This window comes from Klebsiella sp. CN_Kp100 (assembly GCF_040065315.1).
Taxonomy (GTDB): domain Bacteria; phylum Pseudomonadota; class Gammaproteobacteria; order Enterobacterales; family Enterobacteriaceae; genus Klebsiella; species Klebsiella oxytoca.
In genome coordinates this window covers 20,224-37,711 of the sequence record NZ_JBEAIJ010000003.1, presented here as the reverse complement: position 1 = coordinate 37,711, position 17,488 = coordinate 20,224, and the positions used below count along the sequence as shown (strand labels likewise).

The window sequence follows — 17,488 nt, the reverse complement described above, 5'->3', positions numbered from 1 at the left end:
ACAACGTACGTCGTTCGCTCTTCCTGATGAGCTAATGGCGGTCAGATGCTAATCGCTCAACGTCAGCAGCGGCGTGCCGATAACGATGAGCGGCGCGCATGGTATCGAGAATAATTAGCCATGTAAATAATATAAATGCATGAAATATCCCTGTGACAGCGCTATCTGCTGGAAAGTCGCCGCCCCGTTAAGCAGACAGACAAAACCTTACACGGTACCCTCTTGAACATTGATAAGTATTGTTTATGATCCTCGGTTCTGAAACGTACGGGTCACCTATGCGCAATCGTCAGCTTCCTGGAAAATGGTTTTTGGTATTGACTTGCCTGGTCATGGCTATTTGCCTTGTTCAGCGGGCGGTCTATGTACACCATTTTTTGGACAACGCCGCGCGCCAGGTTCAGGAACCCGCCGTCAGCGCGCTGTCGCAGCAGCCGTCAGCGGATGAAGCTGAGCAAGGGCCCTCTCCCTGTCAGCTGAGCGCCAAATCTCTGCTCTGCGCGCAGCCGCTGTTCTTCGATGGCGCTTTACCGGCCATCATTCTGTTCCTTACTCTGCTTCAGCTGACTGCCGCGGCACGTGCCTGGGTCTTCCGGGACGATCCCGTTCGGCCGCCCACGCTACGAATTCATCTCAAAAACTGCGTTTTCCGTGAATGAAAAAATCGTTTTTTTAAACGATTAATTTTTTAATTCACGGAGAAAATAATGCTGAATATCTTCAGGGGCCTCGTCTTCCTGTTGCTGACCTGCGCGAGCGTTGCTCATGCGGCAGACACCGGATGGCTGACATCCCCACAGAACGACCACGCCCGGGTCCGCTTCCAGGCGGAGAAAGAGAACGATCGGATCGACGCCCTGCTCTCTATTGAGCTGGCTTCCGGCTGGAAAACTTACTGGCGCTCGCCGGGTGAGGGCGGCGTCGCCCCGCAAATCGTCTGGCATAACGGTGAACAGGCGCAGTGGTACTGGCCGGTTCCCTCAAGGTTCGAGATTTCCGGTCTGACGACCCAGGGCTACCATCAGCGGGTCGTTATCCCGATAATCATCACCGCCGTTCCCGGCGACCTGCTGGACGGTACGCTCACGCTATCCACCTGCAGCAACGTCTGTTTGTTAACCGACTACAGGCTGCGTCTGGATTTGAGTCAGCCCGCCACTGCCGGTTTTCAGGAGGCTTTTGCACAGGCGATGCGAACCATTCCGGCTGATAAAGGCGTGTCGGACGATCTCGCCGCGCATCGGGTCGGCAGCGACCTGGTGATAACCGCCACCACGGTCGGTGAGTGGAAAAACCCCGCTATCTTTTTTGATCCCATGGAGGGCGGGATAATCGCTGGCGCTCCGCGCCTCCGTACCGAGGGCGCCAGCCTCAAGGTAACGGTACCGGTAACCGATGAATGGGGGGAAGAGCCCGCAACCCTTGCGGGGAAAGCGCTGTCGTTGGTGCTGACAAATGGCGCAAAGGCGCAGCAGACCAGTCTGACGATCGGCGCAGATCTTGCGCCAACCTCAACGGTTAGCCTCTGGAAGATGCTGCTTTTTGCCCTGATCGGCGGATTAATTCTTAACCTGATGCCCTGCGTGTTGCCGGTAATGGGCATGAAGCTCAGCGCCGTGCTGCAGTCCGGGTCAGATAAGCGCGCGATCGGGCGGCGTTTTCTTGCTACCAGCGCAGGTATTCTGACCTCATTTGTCCTGCTGGCGCTGATGGTAACGATACTGAAGCTTACCGGCGCGTCCCTGGGCTGGGGGATCCAGTTCCAGAACCCCTGGTTTATCGGCTTAATGATTGCCGTTACGTTTATCTTTTCGCTCAACCTGTTTGGCGTCTTCGAGGTGCTGCTACCGTCATCAGCCGTTAACCGGATGGCGACCGCCGGCGGCGCCGGCATGGCGGGCAGTTTCTGTGAAGGCATTTTTGCCACGCTGCTGGCGACCCCCTGCTCTGCCCCCTTCCTGGGGACCGCCGTCGCTTTTGCGCTTGCTGCCCCACTGCAGGAACTGTGGCTAATTTTCCTGGCGCTCGGGCTGGGTATGGCCATCCCCTGGCTATTCGTCGCCCTGTTGCCCAGGTCGGCCGCTCTGATCCCGCGCCCCGGTCGCTGGATGAATTCACTGAAAATGGCGCTCGGCCTCATGATGCTGGCCTCCAGTTTTTGGCTGACGACGCTGCTGGGCCTCCATCTGGGTGAGACCCCCGGCGGCATTATTGCGCTGGTTCTTACCCTGGCGGCGCTGGCCGCCCTACGGGTAACCCATAAGCGTACGACATCTGCCTTCTGGCTGGTGATTATTGCGCTGGCGGCGTTTGCCGGCTTCCAGCTTCGCGGCCTGCTGGCAGGAGAACCCGCGCGCGCTACCACGGAGGCAATGGCTCAGCCGATCCGCTGGCAGCCCCTTAGCGAGGAGGCTATCCAGAACGCGCTGGCGGCGGGCAAACGGGTCTTTGTCGATATTTCGGCCGACTGGTGCGTGACATGCAAAGTGAATGAACATCGGGTATTAAATCAGCCCGCCATCATTAGCGCGCTCTCCCAGCCCGACGTAGTAGCGCTGCGTGGGGACTGGAGTCTGCCCTCCGAACCGATCGCCCGTTTCCTGCAAAGCAGAAATCGCTACGCCATTCCGTTTAATCAGGTCTACGGCCCAGGCCAGCCGCAAGGCGACATACTGTCGCCGCTGCTCGATAAACAAACCGTCCTCAACGCCCTCAGCCGTGCCAAAGGTTAATTTACGATGAAAAAAACGCTGCTTGCTTTCACTCTTCTTTCGGCCTCTTTGCCGACACTGGCATCTTCGCCGCTTACCCCTGCGCAGGAGGCTCGCGTCCAGGCACTGGTGCAGGAGACGCTGCTTAATCATCCCGAAATCTTGATCGCCGCCGCCGAAAAGCTCGATCGGCAGAATGCCCTTGCCGGGCAGGAACAGCTTCAGCAGGTTCTTACTCAGTACGGCGATGTTATCTTTCACGATCCCAACTCGCCGCGTATCGGCGCGCAGCGACCGAAGCTGACGCTGGTCGTCTTTACGGATCACAACTGCCCGTATTGCAAAAAGTTTGACCCGTATCTGCAGAAGATTGTCGAGAAATATCCGGATGTTGCCGTGGTCTTTAAATTTCTGCCCTGGCGTTCTGAAAGTTCGCTGACTTCGGCAAGGGCTGCGCTAACTCTGTGGCGTGCGCATCCTGAACAGTTTGTGAAATTTAACCATATCCTGATGGCAAAAAAGGGATATCACGACGGCGCCAGCATTGAGCAAGCCAAGACGAAGGCCGGGGTCAGCGTAGCAACGCCGGATGAACAAAGCCTGGCGACGATTAAGCAAAGCCTGCTGGTGGCCGAAAAGCTCGGCATTCAGGGTACGCCAGCCACAATCGTCGGCGACGAGATGCTGTCGGGCTGGATCCCCTGGGAGCAATTTGACGCCATGGTCAGCGACGCGCTGAAAAAACAGTATCCCTCTCCGGGGGCCCCCGGAATTCAGAGGTAATGTGATGAAATATATTCTACTGCTGGCGGCCTGGATAATGCCGGGCCTGGCATCTGCCGGGGAAGCTCTCCCTCAGATAGTGAAAAATTTTGGCGAACAGCAAGGGATCGCCATGGTTAAAGAGATCGATTCGCCCGGCGGGGTAAAAGGGTGGATCGGCCAGTATCAGGATATGGGGGTGACCCTGTTTTTGACGCCGGACGGAAAGCACGTGATTTCTGGATATCTGTATGACGAAAAAGGTAAAAACCTTAGCGAGGCCTATTTTCAGGAAGCCATCTATACCCCTTCAGGCCGCAAAATGTGGCAGACGCTGAATAATGCTCGTCCGCTGAAGGAAGGCGCGGATTCGGCTGCCAGAAAAATCATTGTCTTTGCCGATCCTTTCTGCCCCTGGTGCAAAGCGTACTGGTCGGCGGCGTAGCCGTGGGTAAAAGCGGGCAAGGTCCAGCTAAATACCCTGCTCGTTGCTTTTCTCAATCCGAAAAGCGGCAGATACGCAACGGCGATCCTGAACGCGCGCGATCCGGCCGCCGCGTGGTGAGAGTATGAGCTTTCAGGCGGCAAAAAAGTGCCGCATTTTGAGGGCGTTACTCCACGCGACACCTTTAATCTTCTTCTGCATCATCAAAAACTGATGGATGATTTGGGCGCCAGCGCGACGCCGGCTATTTATTACATGAATGAGCAGAATGAGCTCCAGCAGGTCATCGGCATGCCCGACGAACAGCAGCTGCGGGAGATGTTCGGGCCAGCGCCCTGACAGATAAGGCGCTCTGCGGGGCGCCTTGCCAACCCAGGCCAGAGTTCGTATTTTATGGCCTGTTCTGCCCGTTTGGGTCTTCAACGCTTGAGTTAATGAGGGATAATGGAACGCTTATTTGTCTACGGCACGCTGCGCCCGGGCCACTCTAACGCCCATATTATGGACAGCATTGGCGGAGAGTGGCAGCCAGGCTACGTCACCGGCACCTTTTATGAACGCGGCTGGGGAGCGGCGGCAGATTTTCCGGGCATTGTTCTCGACAAAAACGGCCCCCGGGTGCCCGGCTTTCTGTTTCTGTCGGCGAGTCTCGAGGCCCATTGGGCCATGCTGGATGCGTTCGAAGAGGGCTACGATCGCGTTGCTGTTGAAGTCACCACCGATGAGGGTCAGCGAGTGACCGCCTGGACCTACCAGCTACAGCCGAAGAGGACCCCGTAGACGATTTCGCCCCGCACAGCGCTTGCCGGCGGGGCATCGACCGCGACTAACTCAGGCATCGCGCCAGCCCATTGCCGGCGCAACGTGCTTCAGAATCGACTCAATGACATGCGCATTATATTCCACGCCCAGCTGGTTCGGCACCGTCAACAGCAGCGTATCCGCTTCGGCGATGGCCTCATCCTGTTTCAGCTGCGTGATGAGCTTGTCCGGCTCTGCGGCGTAGCTGCGGCCGAAAATAGCGCGGGTTTTCTCATCGAGGAAACCGATCGAATCACTCTCGTCACGGCCTGAACCGAAATAGAGACGATCGCGATCGTCCATCAGGGCGAAAATGCTGCGGCTAACCGAGACGCGCGGCGTACGGGTATGGCCCGCCTGTGCCCAGGCTTCGCGATAGGCGCGGATCTGTTTCGCCTGCTGAATGTGAAACGGTTCCCCGGTTTCATCATCCTTCAGCGTCGAACTTTGCAGGTTCATACCCAGCGTTGCCGCCCACTTCGCGGTAGCATTCGAACCGGCGCCCCACCAGATTCGTTCGCGCAGACCTTCGGAATGCGGTTCCAGACGCAGCAGCCCCGGCGGGTTGGGGAACATAGGCTGCGGATTGGGTTTCGCAAAACCTTCCCCGCGCAGGACGTCCAGCAGCACTTCGGTGTGACGACGCGCCATATCCGACTCATTTTCACCTTCGCCGGGGACGTAACCAAAATAGCGCCAGCCATCAATAACCTGCTCCGGAGAGCCGCGGCTGATACCCAGCTGCAGGCGGCCACCGGAGATGAGGTCCGCCGCACCCGCATCCTCTGCCATATACAGCGGGTTTTCATAACGCATATCGATCACGCCGGTGCCGATTTCAATTTTTTTGGTTTTCGCCCCTATCGCAGCCAGCAGGGGAAACGGGGAACTGAGCTGGCGAGCAAAATGATGCACCCTGAAATAGGCGCCGTCCGCGCCCAGTTCTTCGGCGGCGACGGCAAGGTCGATGGATTGTAACAGCGCATCAGCGGCTGAACGCGTTCCGGACTGCGGCGACGGCGTCCAGTGACCAAATGATAAAAAGCCAATCTTTTTCATGACGAAGTTTCCTGGTTTGCAGGGAGTCGTCGGTAGAGCGCGCCTTATGACAAGCGTGTCTGCCGCGTATCCCACTACTCTACGCGTAACCAGGTGAGAATAAATATCGTTTGTTTAACCGAATACTTCAAATAAATTGATAAAGCTATTTGCCGCCTCCCGGTCATGGGCGGTCCTTCAGAGGCCGAAAATCGCTTCAATTTCAATTTTAAGGTCGGGTGAAAAGAGGCGGCTGACTTCAACGAGAGAGCTGGCAGGCAGATGGTCACCGTAGTTTTGATAGAGAACCCGGCGTAATGCGTCGATCTCAGCAAATGAGGTTATAAAAATAGTGACTTTAATCAGGGATGAAAAATCAACGCCTTCTGCGTCAGCGACGGTTCTGATCTGCTTAAAGATCTCCTCCGCCTGGGCGGCGATGCTCCCCTGCTGCGCCTGCGTGCCGAACGCGGTTAACCCTGAAATATAGAGCGTGTTTCCGTGCATTACCGAGTGAACGTAGGGAGCCTTGACTTCACCCAGTTGAGGATAATTTTTCCGTACCACCTTGCTCATGCTGACATCCTTATTTAAGAGGAAACGAGTCGCCATCCTAACATGCTTTAGCTAAGGCATTCAGTATGTCTCCTCCTGGCAAAAAATAGCATTACAGCCCTTATCTATGCTTTCTTCGCAGCCTGGCAAGGCGTTGCTACGGTACCGATATCGTTGCAAAACGGATCGCATAATGGCCGTGATGACTAGCGTTGATGCCGCGCCATCGCGGAGAATTTAAGGCAAATATCCTGCACTTTGACGCTTATTGCATATACTTCAATGGCAGGTTGCGCTTCTTTAAGACGTTGCCGCTACGGTGGAGGCATCCTGCACTTATCTATATTGGATATTGGATTATTGGGTCTGATGAAAATATTAATCATGAAGCAGTAATGGAGGTATGGAACGATGGGATTATTAAGTTTTGTGAAAGACGCGGGCGAGAAAATCTGGGATGCGGTATCTGGCGGCAGCAAGGAAGATCGGGCCGAAAAGCTGAAAAAACACATTGATAACCTTAACCTGCCCGGCGCTGAAAAAGTGAATATTGATGTCTCGGACGATGGCACCGCAACGATAACGGGCGACGTCGGCTCACAGGAAGATAAAGAAAAAATTCTGGTGGCGGTGGGTAACGTCACCGGGGTAGGCCAGGTCAATGATAGCGTTAATGTGACGCAGAGCGGAGCGGAAAGCCGTTATTACACGGTGAAATCCGGCGATACCCTGAGCGCCATCTCAAAAGCGATGTACGGCTCGGCTAATGACTATCAGCGTATTTTTGAAGCCAATAAACCGATGCTGACGCATCCCGATAAGATCTATCCGGGTCAGGTGCTGATTATCCCGGCGAAGCAGTAAGTTATTTCGCTAAGCTTCCGTCAGTTCACTCACCACACTTCGTTAATTACCGGCCGGTTTGCTGGTCGGTAATTCACTCTCAGCCATGTGAACGTTTATCAGGGCATTCTGCCTGGCAGCATCACAGGCCGCTTTAGTGGCCGGGAGAGATAATTTTTCTGTCAGTTAGGGATGGCTTCTGCCACGGCGAACCGCAGCCGTCGAGATGGCACAATCGATGCCCTCTCCTCTCATGGTCATCGTTCTAAAATATCTCTTTATCGCACAGAATAACTTTCGTCGCCGCTGGACCTTTATCACCGCGATGTATGGCAAATTCAACTTTTTGCCCTTCAAAGAGGGTATTAAAGTTATCGCCGTGAAGCGCTGAGTAATTAACGGCGATATCTTTGCTGCCATCAAGAGGAGAGATGAAACCAAACCCCTTCGATTCATTATACCACTTCACCAGACCTTTAATTCTTGAGGACATACTCCCTCCAGTTACACAGCATGAAATTGAGAGAAACGTACAGGATCAAATTTTGGACTCAAAAGGAGGGGATATCAGCGATAGCGCCTGGTCATGAGAACTGCTCAGTAGAGTTTGATGTTCGTTTATCGCGCACAGATTAGGTCATTAATGCACGGATAGCGATAATAAGCAAATCAATTTTTAGCCATCCAGATATCCTTGCGCGGCAAAAAAACTTTATCAGGATATTTACCTGGAAATAAGTCTTGCTATCTATAGTGATGTGTGTGACTAATGAGGGGTCGGTTTAGCATACAGACATAATAAAGCGGTTTAGTAAAGCAGTCCTCATCTTAAGTGTTATCCGTTGATAATTCTTCCTTTTGAGTCTCCTTATCGTTATTAATTAGATTCTGTGCGAAAACCCTTTTCGCCGTAAGGCTCAGATATGTTGAGGTATTATCAATGTCTAATAAAATGACTGGTTTAGTAAAATGGTTTAACGAATCAAAAGGTTTTGGTTTCATCACTCCGGACAACGGTAGCAAGGATGTCTTCGTCCATTTTTCTGCTATCCAGAGCGGTGGCTTTAAGACCCTGAGCGAAGGCCAGAAAGTCGAATTCACCATTGAAGATGGCCAGAAGGGTCCTTCAGCGGGTAACGTCTACGCTGTTTAAAGCGCGCTCCTGCTTTAATGACCCTGACATCACGTCGGGGTTATTTATAATGAGAGTTTTTGAGATAATCGCGTCATTTTGCTATTTTCATGCTTTCGATAACACCCCCCAAATGACGCCCCCCGAGTATTGCTATAACCCCTCCCACTGGTATATCTCTTTGCAACAATAAATGCTCCCGTTTAGAGTCGTAATACCTTAAGCCACCGGCAAAGTACGCAAACCTCGTTTTAAATTCACTGCGGGCGACCTCAGCAATTAAAAAGATAAGAGAGTACAGTGCGTATCGTTCATGCTGCCAGTGAAGAGAGCCTGCCGATAAGGCGCGTCTCTATCAGTTTTTTCGCGATATTTTCTCAAGGTGGTTAAAGCCAGCACCTGCGGAAGGGGTAGTAATGATGATAGCCATCCTGAATGACGCAGCTACCCATTGATTATTCATGAAAATTTTAAAAAACGTCTAATTTAATTGATGTTTTAAAAAAAACGTAGTTACCATGTAGTACAGTTTAAAGCGATGCAAGGAATCAGCATGCCCTACCTGTTACTTACGCTGGCAGCCCTGTTTTGGGGAGGGAATTATGTTGTAGGGCATATTCTCGTTCAGGGCGCAGATCCGATTGTTATGACGGAAGCAAGGTGGGCGCTAACCGCCGTGCTGCTGGTAGGGCTTTATCAACGTCAAATCCGCGAGAGTTGGCGTTTATTGCGTGGAAATGCATCGACGCTGCTGATTTTAACGCTGTGTGGGCAGGTGAGTTTCCCGCTAACCCTCTATATCGGTCTGCAGACCACCTCCGCGCTAAACGCCGCAATTTATATGTCGGCGACCCCCTGCATGGTGCTGATGATTAACCGTCTGATTTTCCATGACCGGGTTTCAACGCGTAACTGGTGCGGTGTTGCGTTTAGCACCGCAGGCGTACTGCTGCTTCTGCTGCACGGCAATCTGACCTACGCCGAGGGACTCAAAGGATTTAGCCAGGGCGACCTGTGGGCCATGGGGTCTGCGCTAAGCTGGGCGGTTTATTGCTCTCTGCTGCGTAATAAAGATCGGCGTATTCCCGCCAACGCTTTCGTCGCCGTCAGTTCACTTATCGGCTCCCTGATTCTGCTTCCGGTGGTCATTTTCTGGCTATGGCGACACCCCGCCACCTCGTTCGCCGCGTACCACGATATCTCTTTCCTCACCGGCCTGGCGTATCTGGTTATCTTCCCCTCGTGGCTGGCCTATTTGTTCTGGAACAAAGGCATCGCCGCCATTGGCGCGACTCGCGGTGAAATTTACACTCACCTTATTCCGCTATCTGGCGGGATATTGAGTATTCTGTTTTTACATACCCGGCCGCACCTCTATCACTTACTGAGCACGCTGTTAATTTTAATTGGCATCGCGATTTGTTCGATCGCAAAAAAGGAAACGGTGCATTCGTAAGCAGGAATGCACCGTTTTAACCCTGACAGGGGGAGGACAGACTCTCAGCACCTGCGCATTAAAACGGGCGACAGGAACTTCGCTTAGACGGACTCACCGAAGGCAATGTTATTTATGCTGTAAAAGCAATGCGTTTCAGTCCCTCCACCGCTTTTTCGAGGTACGCGCGCGGACACCCGAGATTAAGGCGAATAAAACCGCTGCCGGTTGCGCCAAAGCTGTTTCCCATTGAAGGGGCAATACCCGCAACATCCACCATGAGCCATTTCAGCTGTTCATCGTCCAGTCCCAGCCGTTTGCAGTCTATCCATAGCAGATACGTCCCTTGAGCAGGGATGATGCGCGCCCACGGTAGATATTGCTCAACCTGCTGAATAAACCACCGTCGATTTTCTGCCAGATAGCGCAGTAGCTCATCCAGCCAGGGAGCGCCGTGTTGCCACGCAGCTGTGCTCGCTTCAATGGACAACGCATTGAAGACGTCCAGTCCATGAGCATCGAGACGGCGCATAAATTGTTCACGCAGCGCCGGCGACGGTATGAGAAAGTTCGCAATGCGTAGGGTAGATAAACCAAACGTTTTACTGGCGGAGGTGGCGGATATCACGCGCGAATGCCAGCGCTCCTCTAAATGCAAGACCGAAGTAAATGCTTCCCCTGGAAGCAGTAAATCGGCCCAGATTTCATCGGAAATTAAAATAACATCATACTCTTCACACAGCCGGAGCAACTCGCTCAGTTCCAGAGCTGACCAACACCGACCGGTTGGATTATGCGGATTACAGAGGATCATTAGCGGCGGGCGCTCTGTACGAAACAGCCTTTCCAGATGATCGAGATCCATTCTGTAGCCCTGGTCAGGCTCCTCATACAGCGGATTATCCAGCAGGCGTCTACCGTTGAGCGAAATAATTTTGGCAAAAGATCCATAATAGGGTCCCTGAACCACCACCCCTTCACCGGGGTGGCTCAGCATTTGCACGAGGAGGGATAATCCGGGAACCACCCCTTCAATACTGCATATCCACTCTGGTTTTATAACCAGCTGATGCCGCGTTAAGAACCATGAGATTAATGCGTCATAGTAGGTTTGCGGTCGTTCGCTGTAACCAAAAATACCGTGTTCAATACGCTGAACTAAGGCTTTCTGAACGTCCGGCGGGCAGCTAAAGTCAAAATCGGAAACCCACATCGGCAACAGTTCAGTGGCTTCTTCGCCAAAATAGCGCGTCATAAAATCCCATTTCAGCGATCCGGTATGGTGGCGATCAATTATTTTATTAAAGTCCATCTGGCTTCCCTTCCTGTTCTGTGGCCAGCAAATTCGTTGCATTTTCTGCGGCTGGGGAGGTTTTCGCGATACCGATTCCGGTAAAGCCGAAAAATAAGGCAAAGAAGATAGCGGCATAGCACTGAACCGCCCAGGGCAGTAAATCCAGGGTGCTCACTCCCAGCGTCGTTGCCATATAGACCCCGGCAGAGGTCCAGGGTAATAAAGGCTCAATAACGGTGCCCGCATCTTCGATGGTTCGAGAAAGATTTTTGGTATCCAGCCCCATACGCCGGTAGGCATCTTTGAATAATTCAGCGGGTACCAGAAGAGCCAGTTTTCCATCGCTCGTTGCGCCAGTTACCAGAATAGTGGTGCCAATGGTGGCGGCGATGAGCTGACCGACGCTGTGAATAACCGTCAATAGGCGGTTGATAATAATGTTGAGCGCCCCCGTTAAGGTTAAAGCGCCGGCAAAGGAGAAAGCGCAAAATACCAGCAGAATGGTGCTCATCATAGAGAACATACCGCCACGGTTGAGCAGTCGCGGCACATCAGCAATGATGCCTTCGCTCCCCTGCGGGAACATGGAGATGTTGAAACCGTCAATAAAGGCATCCAGCCCCTGCTTAAGGCTAAGCCCCTGCATCACGACGCCGAGAATCAGGGCTAACACGCAGGCGCCCAGCATTAAAGGAATGACCGGTTTTTTGCGAACCGCTCCCCACAGAACAATGACGGGCGGTAAAATCAAAACGATATTAAAGCGGTACAGAGACTCCAGCGCATTGACAATATCGGTGACCCGCTGCGGCGTCGCGACCTCGCCCAGCATATTGCTGTGACCGGCGATAAGATATACCGCCGCGGCAAGCAGAAAGCTGGGGATTGTGGTCCATAGTAAGTGCTGAATATGCTCGAAAAGCGTGGTATCGGCGACAATGGCGGCGAAGTTGGTGGAGTCAGACAGCGGTGAAATTTTATCGCCGAAGTAAGCCCCGGATACCACCGCCCCGGCAGCCGCCGCCAGGGAGACGTCCAGCCCGGCCGCGACCCCCATCAGCGCCACCCCCACCGTTCCCGCCGATCCCCATGATGTTCCGGTACACACCGAGACGACGCTGGTCAAAAAGAATGCGGCAATAAGAATATACTCAGGACTGATTAATTTAAGCCCCCAATACACCATATAAGGAATGGTGCCGCTGAACATCCAGGTGCCAATTAAAGCGCCAACGCAGATGAGGATCATAATGACTGGCATCGCTTTCGCCAGTTTATCCACGACCGAACTAATGATCTCTTCCCACGTAAAGCCCTGCCATAAGGCTAATACGGCGGCTACGGCAGCGGAACAGAGCAGTAGCGGTTCGATTCGCAACCCCATGATGCCGTAGCCAATAATTAACAGCATTAGCATGGCTAAAATAGGGACGGTGGCCAGGCCAAATGAGAGCGTTTTTTTCTGCTTTTGAGAGGCATTCATAGCTAGAACTCCAGTCTGTAAGGTCGTTCAAGGGTAACTGCCCCCCCTTTTGCCTGACTGTGATCCTCCGTTCGCCTTCATGTAAGCGATTACATGAGACTATTAAATTTGAAGCCGATCACACTTGTGAGGCTTGACGATTTAATTACCGCTCCCGGGAGGAAGAACGGAATCGCGGACCACCAGTTCCGCTGCGAAGCTATTGACGCAGGGCTGCTGGGTGGCGCCTTTAAAGAGCTGGATCGCCAGCTGCGAAGCGCAACGCGCCATTCGCTCAACCGGGTAATGCATTGTTGTCAGCGCCGGATAGAGATAACGCGCCATAACCACATCATCGAACCCGACTATTGAAAGCTGCTGCGGTAGCGTAATGCCTTTCAGATGCAGGATACGCATGATGCCGGCCGCCATCACATCATTAAAGGTTACCGTCGCGGTAAAAGGGATCCCGCAGTTAAGAAGCTGATGCGCCGCGCGTTCGCCGCCTTCTTCGTTAAAAGGAACGCTTATCACCCAGCTCCTGTCCGGGGTAATACCGTATTCCGCTAACGCCTGGCGATAGCCTTCCAGCCGCTCGCGACGATCGATTATCGGTAAGTCGCTCGTCACGCAGGCAATACAGCGGTGCCCCTGCTCAAGTAAATGCAGCGTTGCCTTTTTTGAGGCCTCGCAGTTCTCCAGCCAGACGCAGCGATTGGCCATCCCGGCAATATAGCGATTTACCACCACCATCGCGGGGAAATGGGCGGCATAACGTAGCAACTCCTTTTCCGCCAATCTGCTCGCATGGACCACGATCGCCTCACAGCCCTGGTTGATTAGAAAATCCAGCCCGGCTTTTTCCATCCCTTCATCATGCCCGCCGCTGCATACCATCAAGCGGAATTGTTCCTGCCGTGAGACCTCCTCGACGCCGCGGGCGAGGCGAGCGAAAAAGGGATCGGCAAGGTTGCCGGTCAATAACCCGAGCATATCGCCGCTGCGTTTCGCCAGCGCCAGCGCCGCGGCATTGCGATGATAATTCAGTTCACGCATCGCTTTTTCAACACGCTCACGCGTTACCGGTTCAACCCAGGCGGTTTGATTAATAACGCGCGAAACCGTCGCGGTTGAAACCCCCGCAAGTTGTGCAACATCCTTTATTGTTGCCATATCCCCTTCCTTTTATGCTTTAGATTTAACTGAGATTCATAGTACCGTGGTGGTGATATTTTCTGTAGCGATCGCTGTCGTTTTATTTAAAACCGCAAAATCCCCCTGGATCACTTTATCAATTTTAATAATAGCTTTAGTTTTAGCTTCATTGAGGTTTGCGCTCTTTTTGTAAAAGATCAACATAAAGAATTAACAAATAGAACATTCTAATCATATCATCCCCACAGCGTGTTATTCAGATATTATATTCTTTTCCATCAGGGACAATTTCTTACATATCTCCACGTATAATGATGTATCTGCCTTGTTGCCTGCTGTTCATTATGATGGTTTACATATGTTCATCTCCTGGTATTTCCCTTTGTCATGCCAGCCGCTATAACTAACGTCATTAAGGCGCCAACTTATCTTTGTAGGAGCGGATAATGAAAGTGCTCAGTAAAAGACAAATATCATTAATCAATCATTTAACGCAGGAAAGTGGCTGGCTGGCCACCTCTCGGGCGGCAAAAATGCTCAATATTTCAGTCAGTACGCTCAGACGAGATGTTGAAGCTATTAACCTTTATTTCACTGATAAAGGTCATTCTGTAATCAGTAAACCCGGTCTGGGCCTGAAGCTTGAGGCGAACGACGTTGTTCCCCTCCCCCTTATCTCCGGGGATGCGCAGGTTGTAAACATACTTAAAAACAAGCGGCTGGTGGGCATTGCGACCGATTTGCTGACGCATTCTCCCACGCCATTATCTATCAGCTTTTTAGCTGAGAAATACTTCATCAGTCGCTCTTCCATTGTGGAAGACCTAATTAAAGTTGAAAAATGGCTAGAGTGTTTCTCCCTTAGAATGATAAAGAACCATACCGGTACGTTTATTGACGGTAATGACTATGACATCCGCATGGCGCTTAAGGAGATCATTACTCATAGCGTTTTATGTAACTATCACATGACCGATAGCAGAATCGATAGGTTCTCTCGCGTACAGCTTATCAAAGAATTTGGTAAAGACAACGTGGCCAACTGTATCAATTTGATTGCATTTATCGAGGATGAATTAACCTGCGCCATTAGCGAGCCCTACTATACCAATCTGTTTTCACATTTACTGGTCACCATCAGACGTCTGGAGAAGAGAATCGTTTGCCCGGCTGATGAAGCTGCGCCAGTGCATGACAACAAGGAATGGCAGATTGCTGAAAAAGCTATCGTATGGCTTGAGCAGAAATATACGCTCAGGTTCCCGCAAATCGAGATTAATTATATTTATCAATATCTTGTTTCATCCGGCAAGCATCCCGTTCATGCCGTCCATCCTGACAGAGGAGTGCAGGACCAGGAAGCGTTACATTATGCCATTAAGTTAACCAGTCTACTTTCGCAGCTGCTTAAATGTGATTTAATCTCCGATCAGTCGCTCTTGAACGCTCTGGTTATGCATATTAAGCCGATGTTGAACCGTCTGGCTTTCCGCATCATTATTCATAACCCTTTGCTGGATGAGATTAAAAAAGAACTCTCTCCGGTATTTTTGGCGGTCAGAAACGCAACTATGCAAATCAATGATTACAGTAAACACGATCCCCCCTCTGAGGATGAAGTCGCCTATTTAACGGTATACATCCAGGCGGCAATCGAAAAGATTAAAGAAAATAAGAAAATCATACTTGTCTGTTCAAGCGGAGTCGGTACATCTCAGCTCCTGTACAGCCGGATTACCAAAGCCTTCCCCGACTGGGAGATTATCGACATTGTTCCCGGCAGTCGATTAAAGGAAACGTTAGCTGAAAAGAAGTGCGACCTAATCATATCCACCATCCGAATAGAGGAAATGATGATCCCTGTTGCCTATGTTTCCGCACTATTTTCTGCGAAAGACATCATTCGGGTGACCGAAGCCTTATTCAGCAAACGCCAGACTCAGGAGAGTGAATATGTTAAATAAAATAGTAATCAGCGATCTGTTAAGTAAGGCCTGCGTTATTACTGAGATGCAGGCAAAAAGTAAAATCGACGTCATCGAGCAGTTGACTCAGGCGCTGTGCGATGAAGGCGTCATTGATAATAAACAAGGTTTTATTAAAGATGTCCTGGCTCGTGAAGCCCTGGGATCGACTGGTTTTGAAAACCAAATAGCCATTCCTCATGGCAAATCCTGTTGGGTCAATGAAACAAGGATAGCCGTCGCAAAACTGAAGGATAATGTCGACTGGGAAACCATGGATAGTTCAGATGTTAAGCTGGTTATTCTTTTTGCGGTAAAAGAAGCCGATAGCGGAGCGGGACATATAAAAGTTCTCGCTCGTATATCTATCGCCCTGGGTGACGATGAGGTTGTTGAAAAGCTAATTAATGCCAGTTCGCCAGAGGAACTCTACCGCTTAATTATTAACAATACCGGAGAGTAGTATCCTCACAAGGAGAATAATATGAAAATAATTGCCATTACCGCCTGTCCAACAGGCGTTGCACATACTTACCTTGCAGAAGCCAATCTTAAAAAGAACGCCCTTAAAAAAGGCATCCCTTTACTCGTTGAAACGCATGGCGCCGTAGACAGTGAATATATTTTTACCGAGGAGGATATTCAACAAGCAGATATTGTTTTAATCGCCGCGGATAAGGTCATCGATCTCTCTCGTTTCCATAACAAAAATATAATCCGCGTCTCGGTGACTCGCGCCGCAAAGGATGCAGCAGGATTACTGGACGAGATTGTCACCGGTAAATTACAGCCACAACGACACCTGGCGGCAGACGATGCTCAGGAATCGCCGAAAAAAGATAAAGATAAATTACTGGTGTCTCAAATTTATATTCATCTTATCACCGGCGTTAACCTGATGATCCCGTTCGTCGTTGCCGGCGGTATTTTAATCGCGCTGAGCTTCTCATTTGGTATTACCGCGGCAACGCCGGGAGATGAAAATTTTAACCCGCTGGCGAAAATGCTCTCTGACATTGGCGGCGGCGCGGCCTTTGCGCTGATGCTACCCGTTCTCTCGCTCGGAATCAGTAAATCGATTAGCGGCAATATGGGGATAGTGTCGGGCGCGGTCGGCGGCATGATGGCCATTCAGACAGGGTCAGGTTTTCTGGGGGCTTTGCTGGCGGGTTTTCTGGCCGGATACGCCACGCTGCTCATCGTCAAATATATCAACCTTCCCAAATCGATAGCGGGCCTGAAGCCTATTTTAATCGTGCCATTGCTGAGCGTTTTTATTACCGGGGCGTTAATGGTGCTGGTGATTGGCGAACCGATTAAGTTTCTTCTCGACTCACTGACAGCGTTCCTCGAAAACCTGGGCAATACCCACGCAGCAATTATGGGCCTTTTGATAGGCATGATGGTGGCGTTTGATATGGGCGGTCCCCTTAACAAGACTGTCTGCATGTTTGCAATTGGCTTGATGTCGACAGGGATCTACGAACCTATAGCGGCCTGTATGGCGGCAGGAATGGTACCGCCGTTGGGTATTGCGCTCGCCACCACGCTGTTCGGGCGGAAATTCTCCCGTCAGGAGAGGGACACCGGCAAAGTCACCTATGTTCTCGGCCTGTCGTTTATCACTGAAGGCGCTATCCCTTATGCCGTAGCCGATCCGCTACGCGTTATTCCCGCCATCGTCGCCGGCTCCGGGCTGGCAGGCGCGCTCTCCATGGCCCTGGGATGTGCCTCCAGAGCCCCACACGGCGGCATATTCGTCATGTTTATTCCCAATGTGATCACCCACGTTGTGGGATATATCGTCGCCATCGCCGCCGGCGCGTTACTCACCGCGATTATTCTGCGTTTTATTAAAAAAGACAGCCCTGAAACTGTACAGGAGATGTAG

At 51.7% G+C, this 17,488-nt stretch carries 16 protein-coding genes and 1 pseudogene; 11 read left to right on the top strand and 6 right to left on the bottom strand.

What is annotated here, in order from left to right; all coding sequences use genetic code 11:
* Positions 1-278: 278 nt before the first annotated feature.
* From ABLV12_RS03210 to ABLV12_RS03190, 5 genes and pseudogenes are all read left to right on the top strand, one after another.
* Positions 279-659, top strand: coding sequence for a hypothetical protein (locus ABLV12_RS03210; RefSeq protein ID WP_023329474.1), 381 nt, complete (start codon positions 279-281; stop codon positions 657-659).
* Positions 660-707: 48 nt separating this feature from the next.
* On the top strand, positions 708-2,732 hold the full coding sequence (locus ABLV12_RS03205) for a protein-disulfide reductase DsbD domain-containing protein (protein ID WP_160887635.1): 2,025 nt from the start codon (positions 708-710) through the stop codon (positions 2,730-2,732).
* A 6-nt stretch (positions 2,733-2,738) separates the two neighbouring features.
* Entirely contained in the window at positions 2,739-3,494 is a 756-nt protein-coding gene (locus ABLV12_RS03200; RefSeq protein WP_016807366.1) for a DsbA family protein, read from the top strand.
* Positions 3,495-3,498: 4 nt separating this feature from the next.
* Positions 3,499-4,257 (top strand): annotated as a pseudogene (gene dsbG, locus ABLV12_RS03195) (thiol:disulfide interchange protein DsbG).
* Between the two features lie 105 nt (positions 4,258-4,362).
* The gene (locus tag ABLV12_RS03190) at positions 4,363-4,698 is read left to right on the top strand and encodes a gamma-glutamylcyclotransferase family protein (protein WP_064396735.1); all 336 of its coding nucleotides are present in this window, start codon (positions 4,363-4,365) and stop codon (positions 4,696-4,698) included.
* Between the two features lie 51 nt (positions 4,699-4,749).
* Here the strand turns inward: ABLV12_RS03190 and ABLV12_RS03185 are convergent, their stop codons facing one another.
* Both ABLV12_RS03185 and ABLV12_RS03180 read right to left on the bottom strand, forming a co-directional pair.
* Positions 4,750-5,778 (bottom strand): LLM class flavin-dependent oxidoreductase, encoded by a 1,029-nt coding sequence (locus ABLV12_RS03185; RefSeq protein ID WP_016807364.1) that lies wholly within the window; start codon positions 5,776-5,778, stop codon positions 4,750-4,752.
* Positions 5,779-5,955: 177 nt separating this feature from the next.
* Entirely contained in the window at positions 5,956-6,333 is a 378-nt protein-coding gene (locus tag ABLV12_RS03180) for a RidA family protein (protein WP_348866772.1), read from the bottom strand.
* 390 nt (positions 6,334-6,723) lie between these two features.
* Between ABLV12_RS03180 and lysM the strand changes: the two genes are divergently transcribed.
* On the top strand, positions 6,724-7,176 hold the full coding sequence (gene lysM, locus ABLV12_RS03175) for a peptidoglycan-binding protein LysM (protein ID WP_160887633.1): 453 nt from the start codon (positions 6,724-6,726) through the stop codon (positions 7,174-7,176).
* 244 nt (positions 7,177-7,420) lie between these two features.
* Here lysM and ABLV12_RS03170 read toward each other — a convergent pair whose 3' ends face one another.
* Complete coding sequence (locus ABLV12_RS03170) at positions 7,421-7,648, bottom strand: cold-shock protein (RefSeq protein WP_004100846.1); 228 nt, start codon at positions 7,646-7,648, stop codon at positions 7,421-7,423.
* A 447-nt stretch (positions 7,649-8,095) separates the two neighbouring features.
* On the opposite strand from ABLV12_RS03170, the gene ABLV12_RS03165 reads away from it, so the two are divergent.
* Both ABLV12_RS03165 and ABLV12_RS03160 read left to right on the top strand, forming a co-directional pair.
* Positions 8,096-8,308: a cold-shock protein gene (locus tag ABLV12_RS03165; protein WP_004100844.1), complete on the top strand. Its 213-nt coding sequence runs from the start codon at positions 8,096-8,098 to the stop codon at positions 8,306-8,308.
* Between the two features lie 532 nt (positions 8,309-8,840).
* On the top strand, positions 8,841-9,743 hold the full coding sequence (locus ABLV12_RS03160; protein WP_160887631.1) for a DMT family transporter: 903 nt from the start codon (positions 8,841-8,843) through the stop codon (positions 9,741-9,743).
* Positions 9,744-9,855: 112 nt separating this feature from the next.
* Here the strand turns inward: ABLV12_RS03160 and ABLV12_RS03155 are convergent, their stop codons facing one another.
* The 3 genes from ABLV12_RS03155 to ABLV12_RS03145 all read right to left on the bottom strand — a co-directional run bounded on the left by ABLV12_RS03155 (position 9,856) and on the right by ABLV12_RS03145 (position 13,651).
* On the bottom strand, positions 9,856-11,034 hold the full coding sequence (locus ABLV12_RS03155) for a MalY/PatB family protein (RefSeq protein WP_348866771.1): 1,179 nt from the start codon (positions 11,032-11,034) through the stop codon (positions 9,856-9,858).
* A complete protein-coding gene (gene nhaC / locus ABLV12_RS03150) occupies positions 11,024-12,499 on the bottom strand; it encodes a Na+/H+ antiporter NhaC (protein WP_160887629.1) in 1,476 nt (491 codons plus the stop codon). The genes ABLV12_RS03155 and nhaC overlap by 11 nt, the downstream gene beginning before the upstream one ends.
* 141 nt (positions 12,500-12,640) lie before the next feature.
* Positions 12,641-13,651 (bottom strand): LacI family DNA-binding transcriptional regulator, encoded by a 1,011-nt coding sequence (locus ABLV12_RS03145; protein ID WP_064396723.1) that lies wholly within the window; start codon positions 13,649-13,651, stop codon positions 12,641-12,643.
* Positions 13,652-14,079: 428 nt separating this feature from the next.
* On the opposite strand from ABLV12_RS03145, the gene ABLV12_RS03140 reads away from it, so the two are divergent.
* From ABLV12_RS03140 to ABLV12_RS03130, 3 genes are read left to right on the top strand one after another with little or no spacing between them, the layout of a single operon-like run.
* Positions 14,080-15,597, top strand: a complete 1,518-nt coding sequence (locus ABLV12_RS03140; protein WP_064396722.1) for a PRD domain-containing protein — start codon at positions 14,080-14,082, stop codon at positions 15,595-15,597.
* Entirely contained in the window at positions 15,587-16,060 is a 474-nt protein-coding gene (locus ABLV12_RS03135) for a PTS sugar transporter subunit IIA (protein WP_004100834.1), read from the top strand. The genes ABLV12_RS03140 and ABLV12_RS03135 overlap by 11 nt, the downstream gene beginning before the upstream one ends.
* A gap of 21 nt (positions 16,061-16,081) precedes the next feature.
* Positions 16,082-17,488, top strand: a complete 1,407-nt coding sequence (locus ABLV12_RS03130; protein WP_064396720.1) for a fructose-specific PTS transporter subunit EIIC — start codon at positions 16,082-16,084, stop codon at positions 17,486-17,488.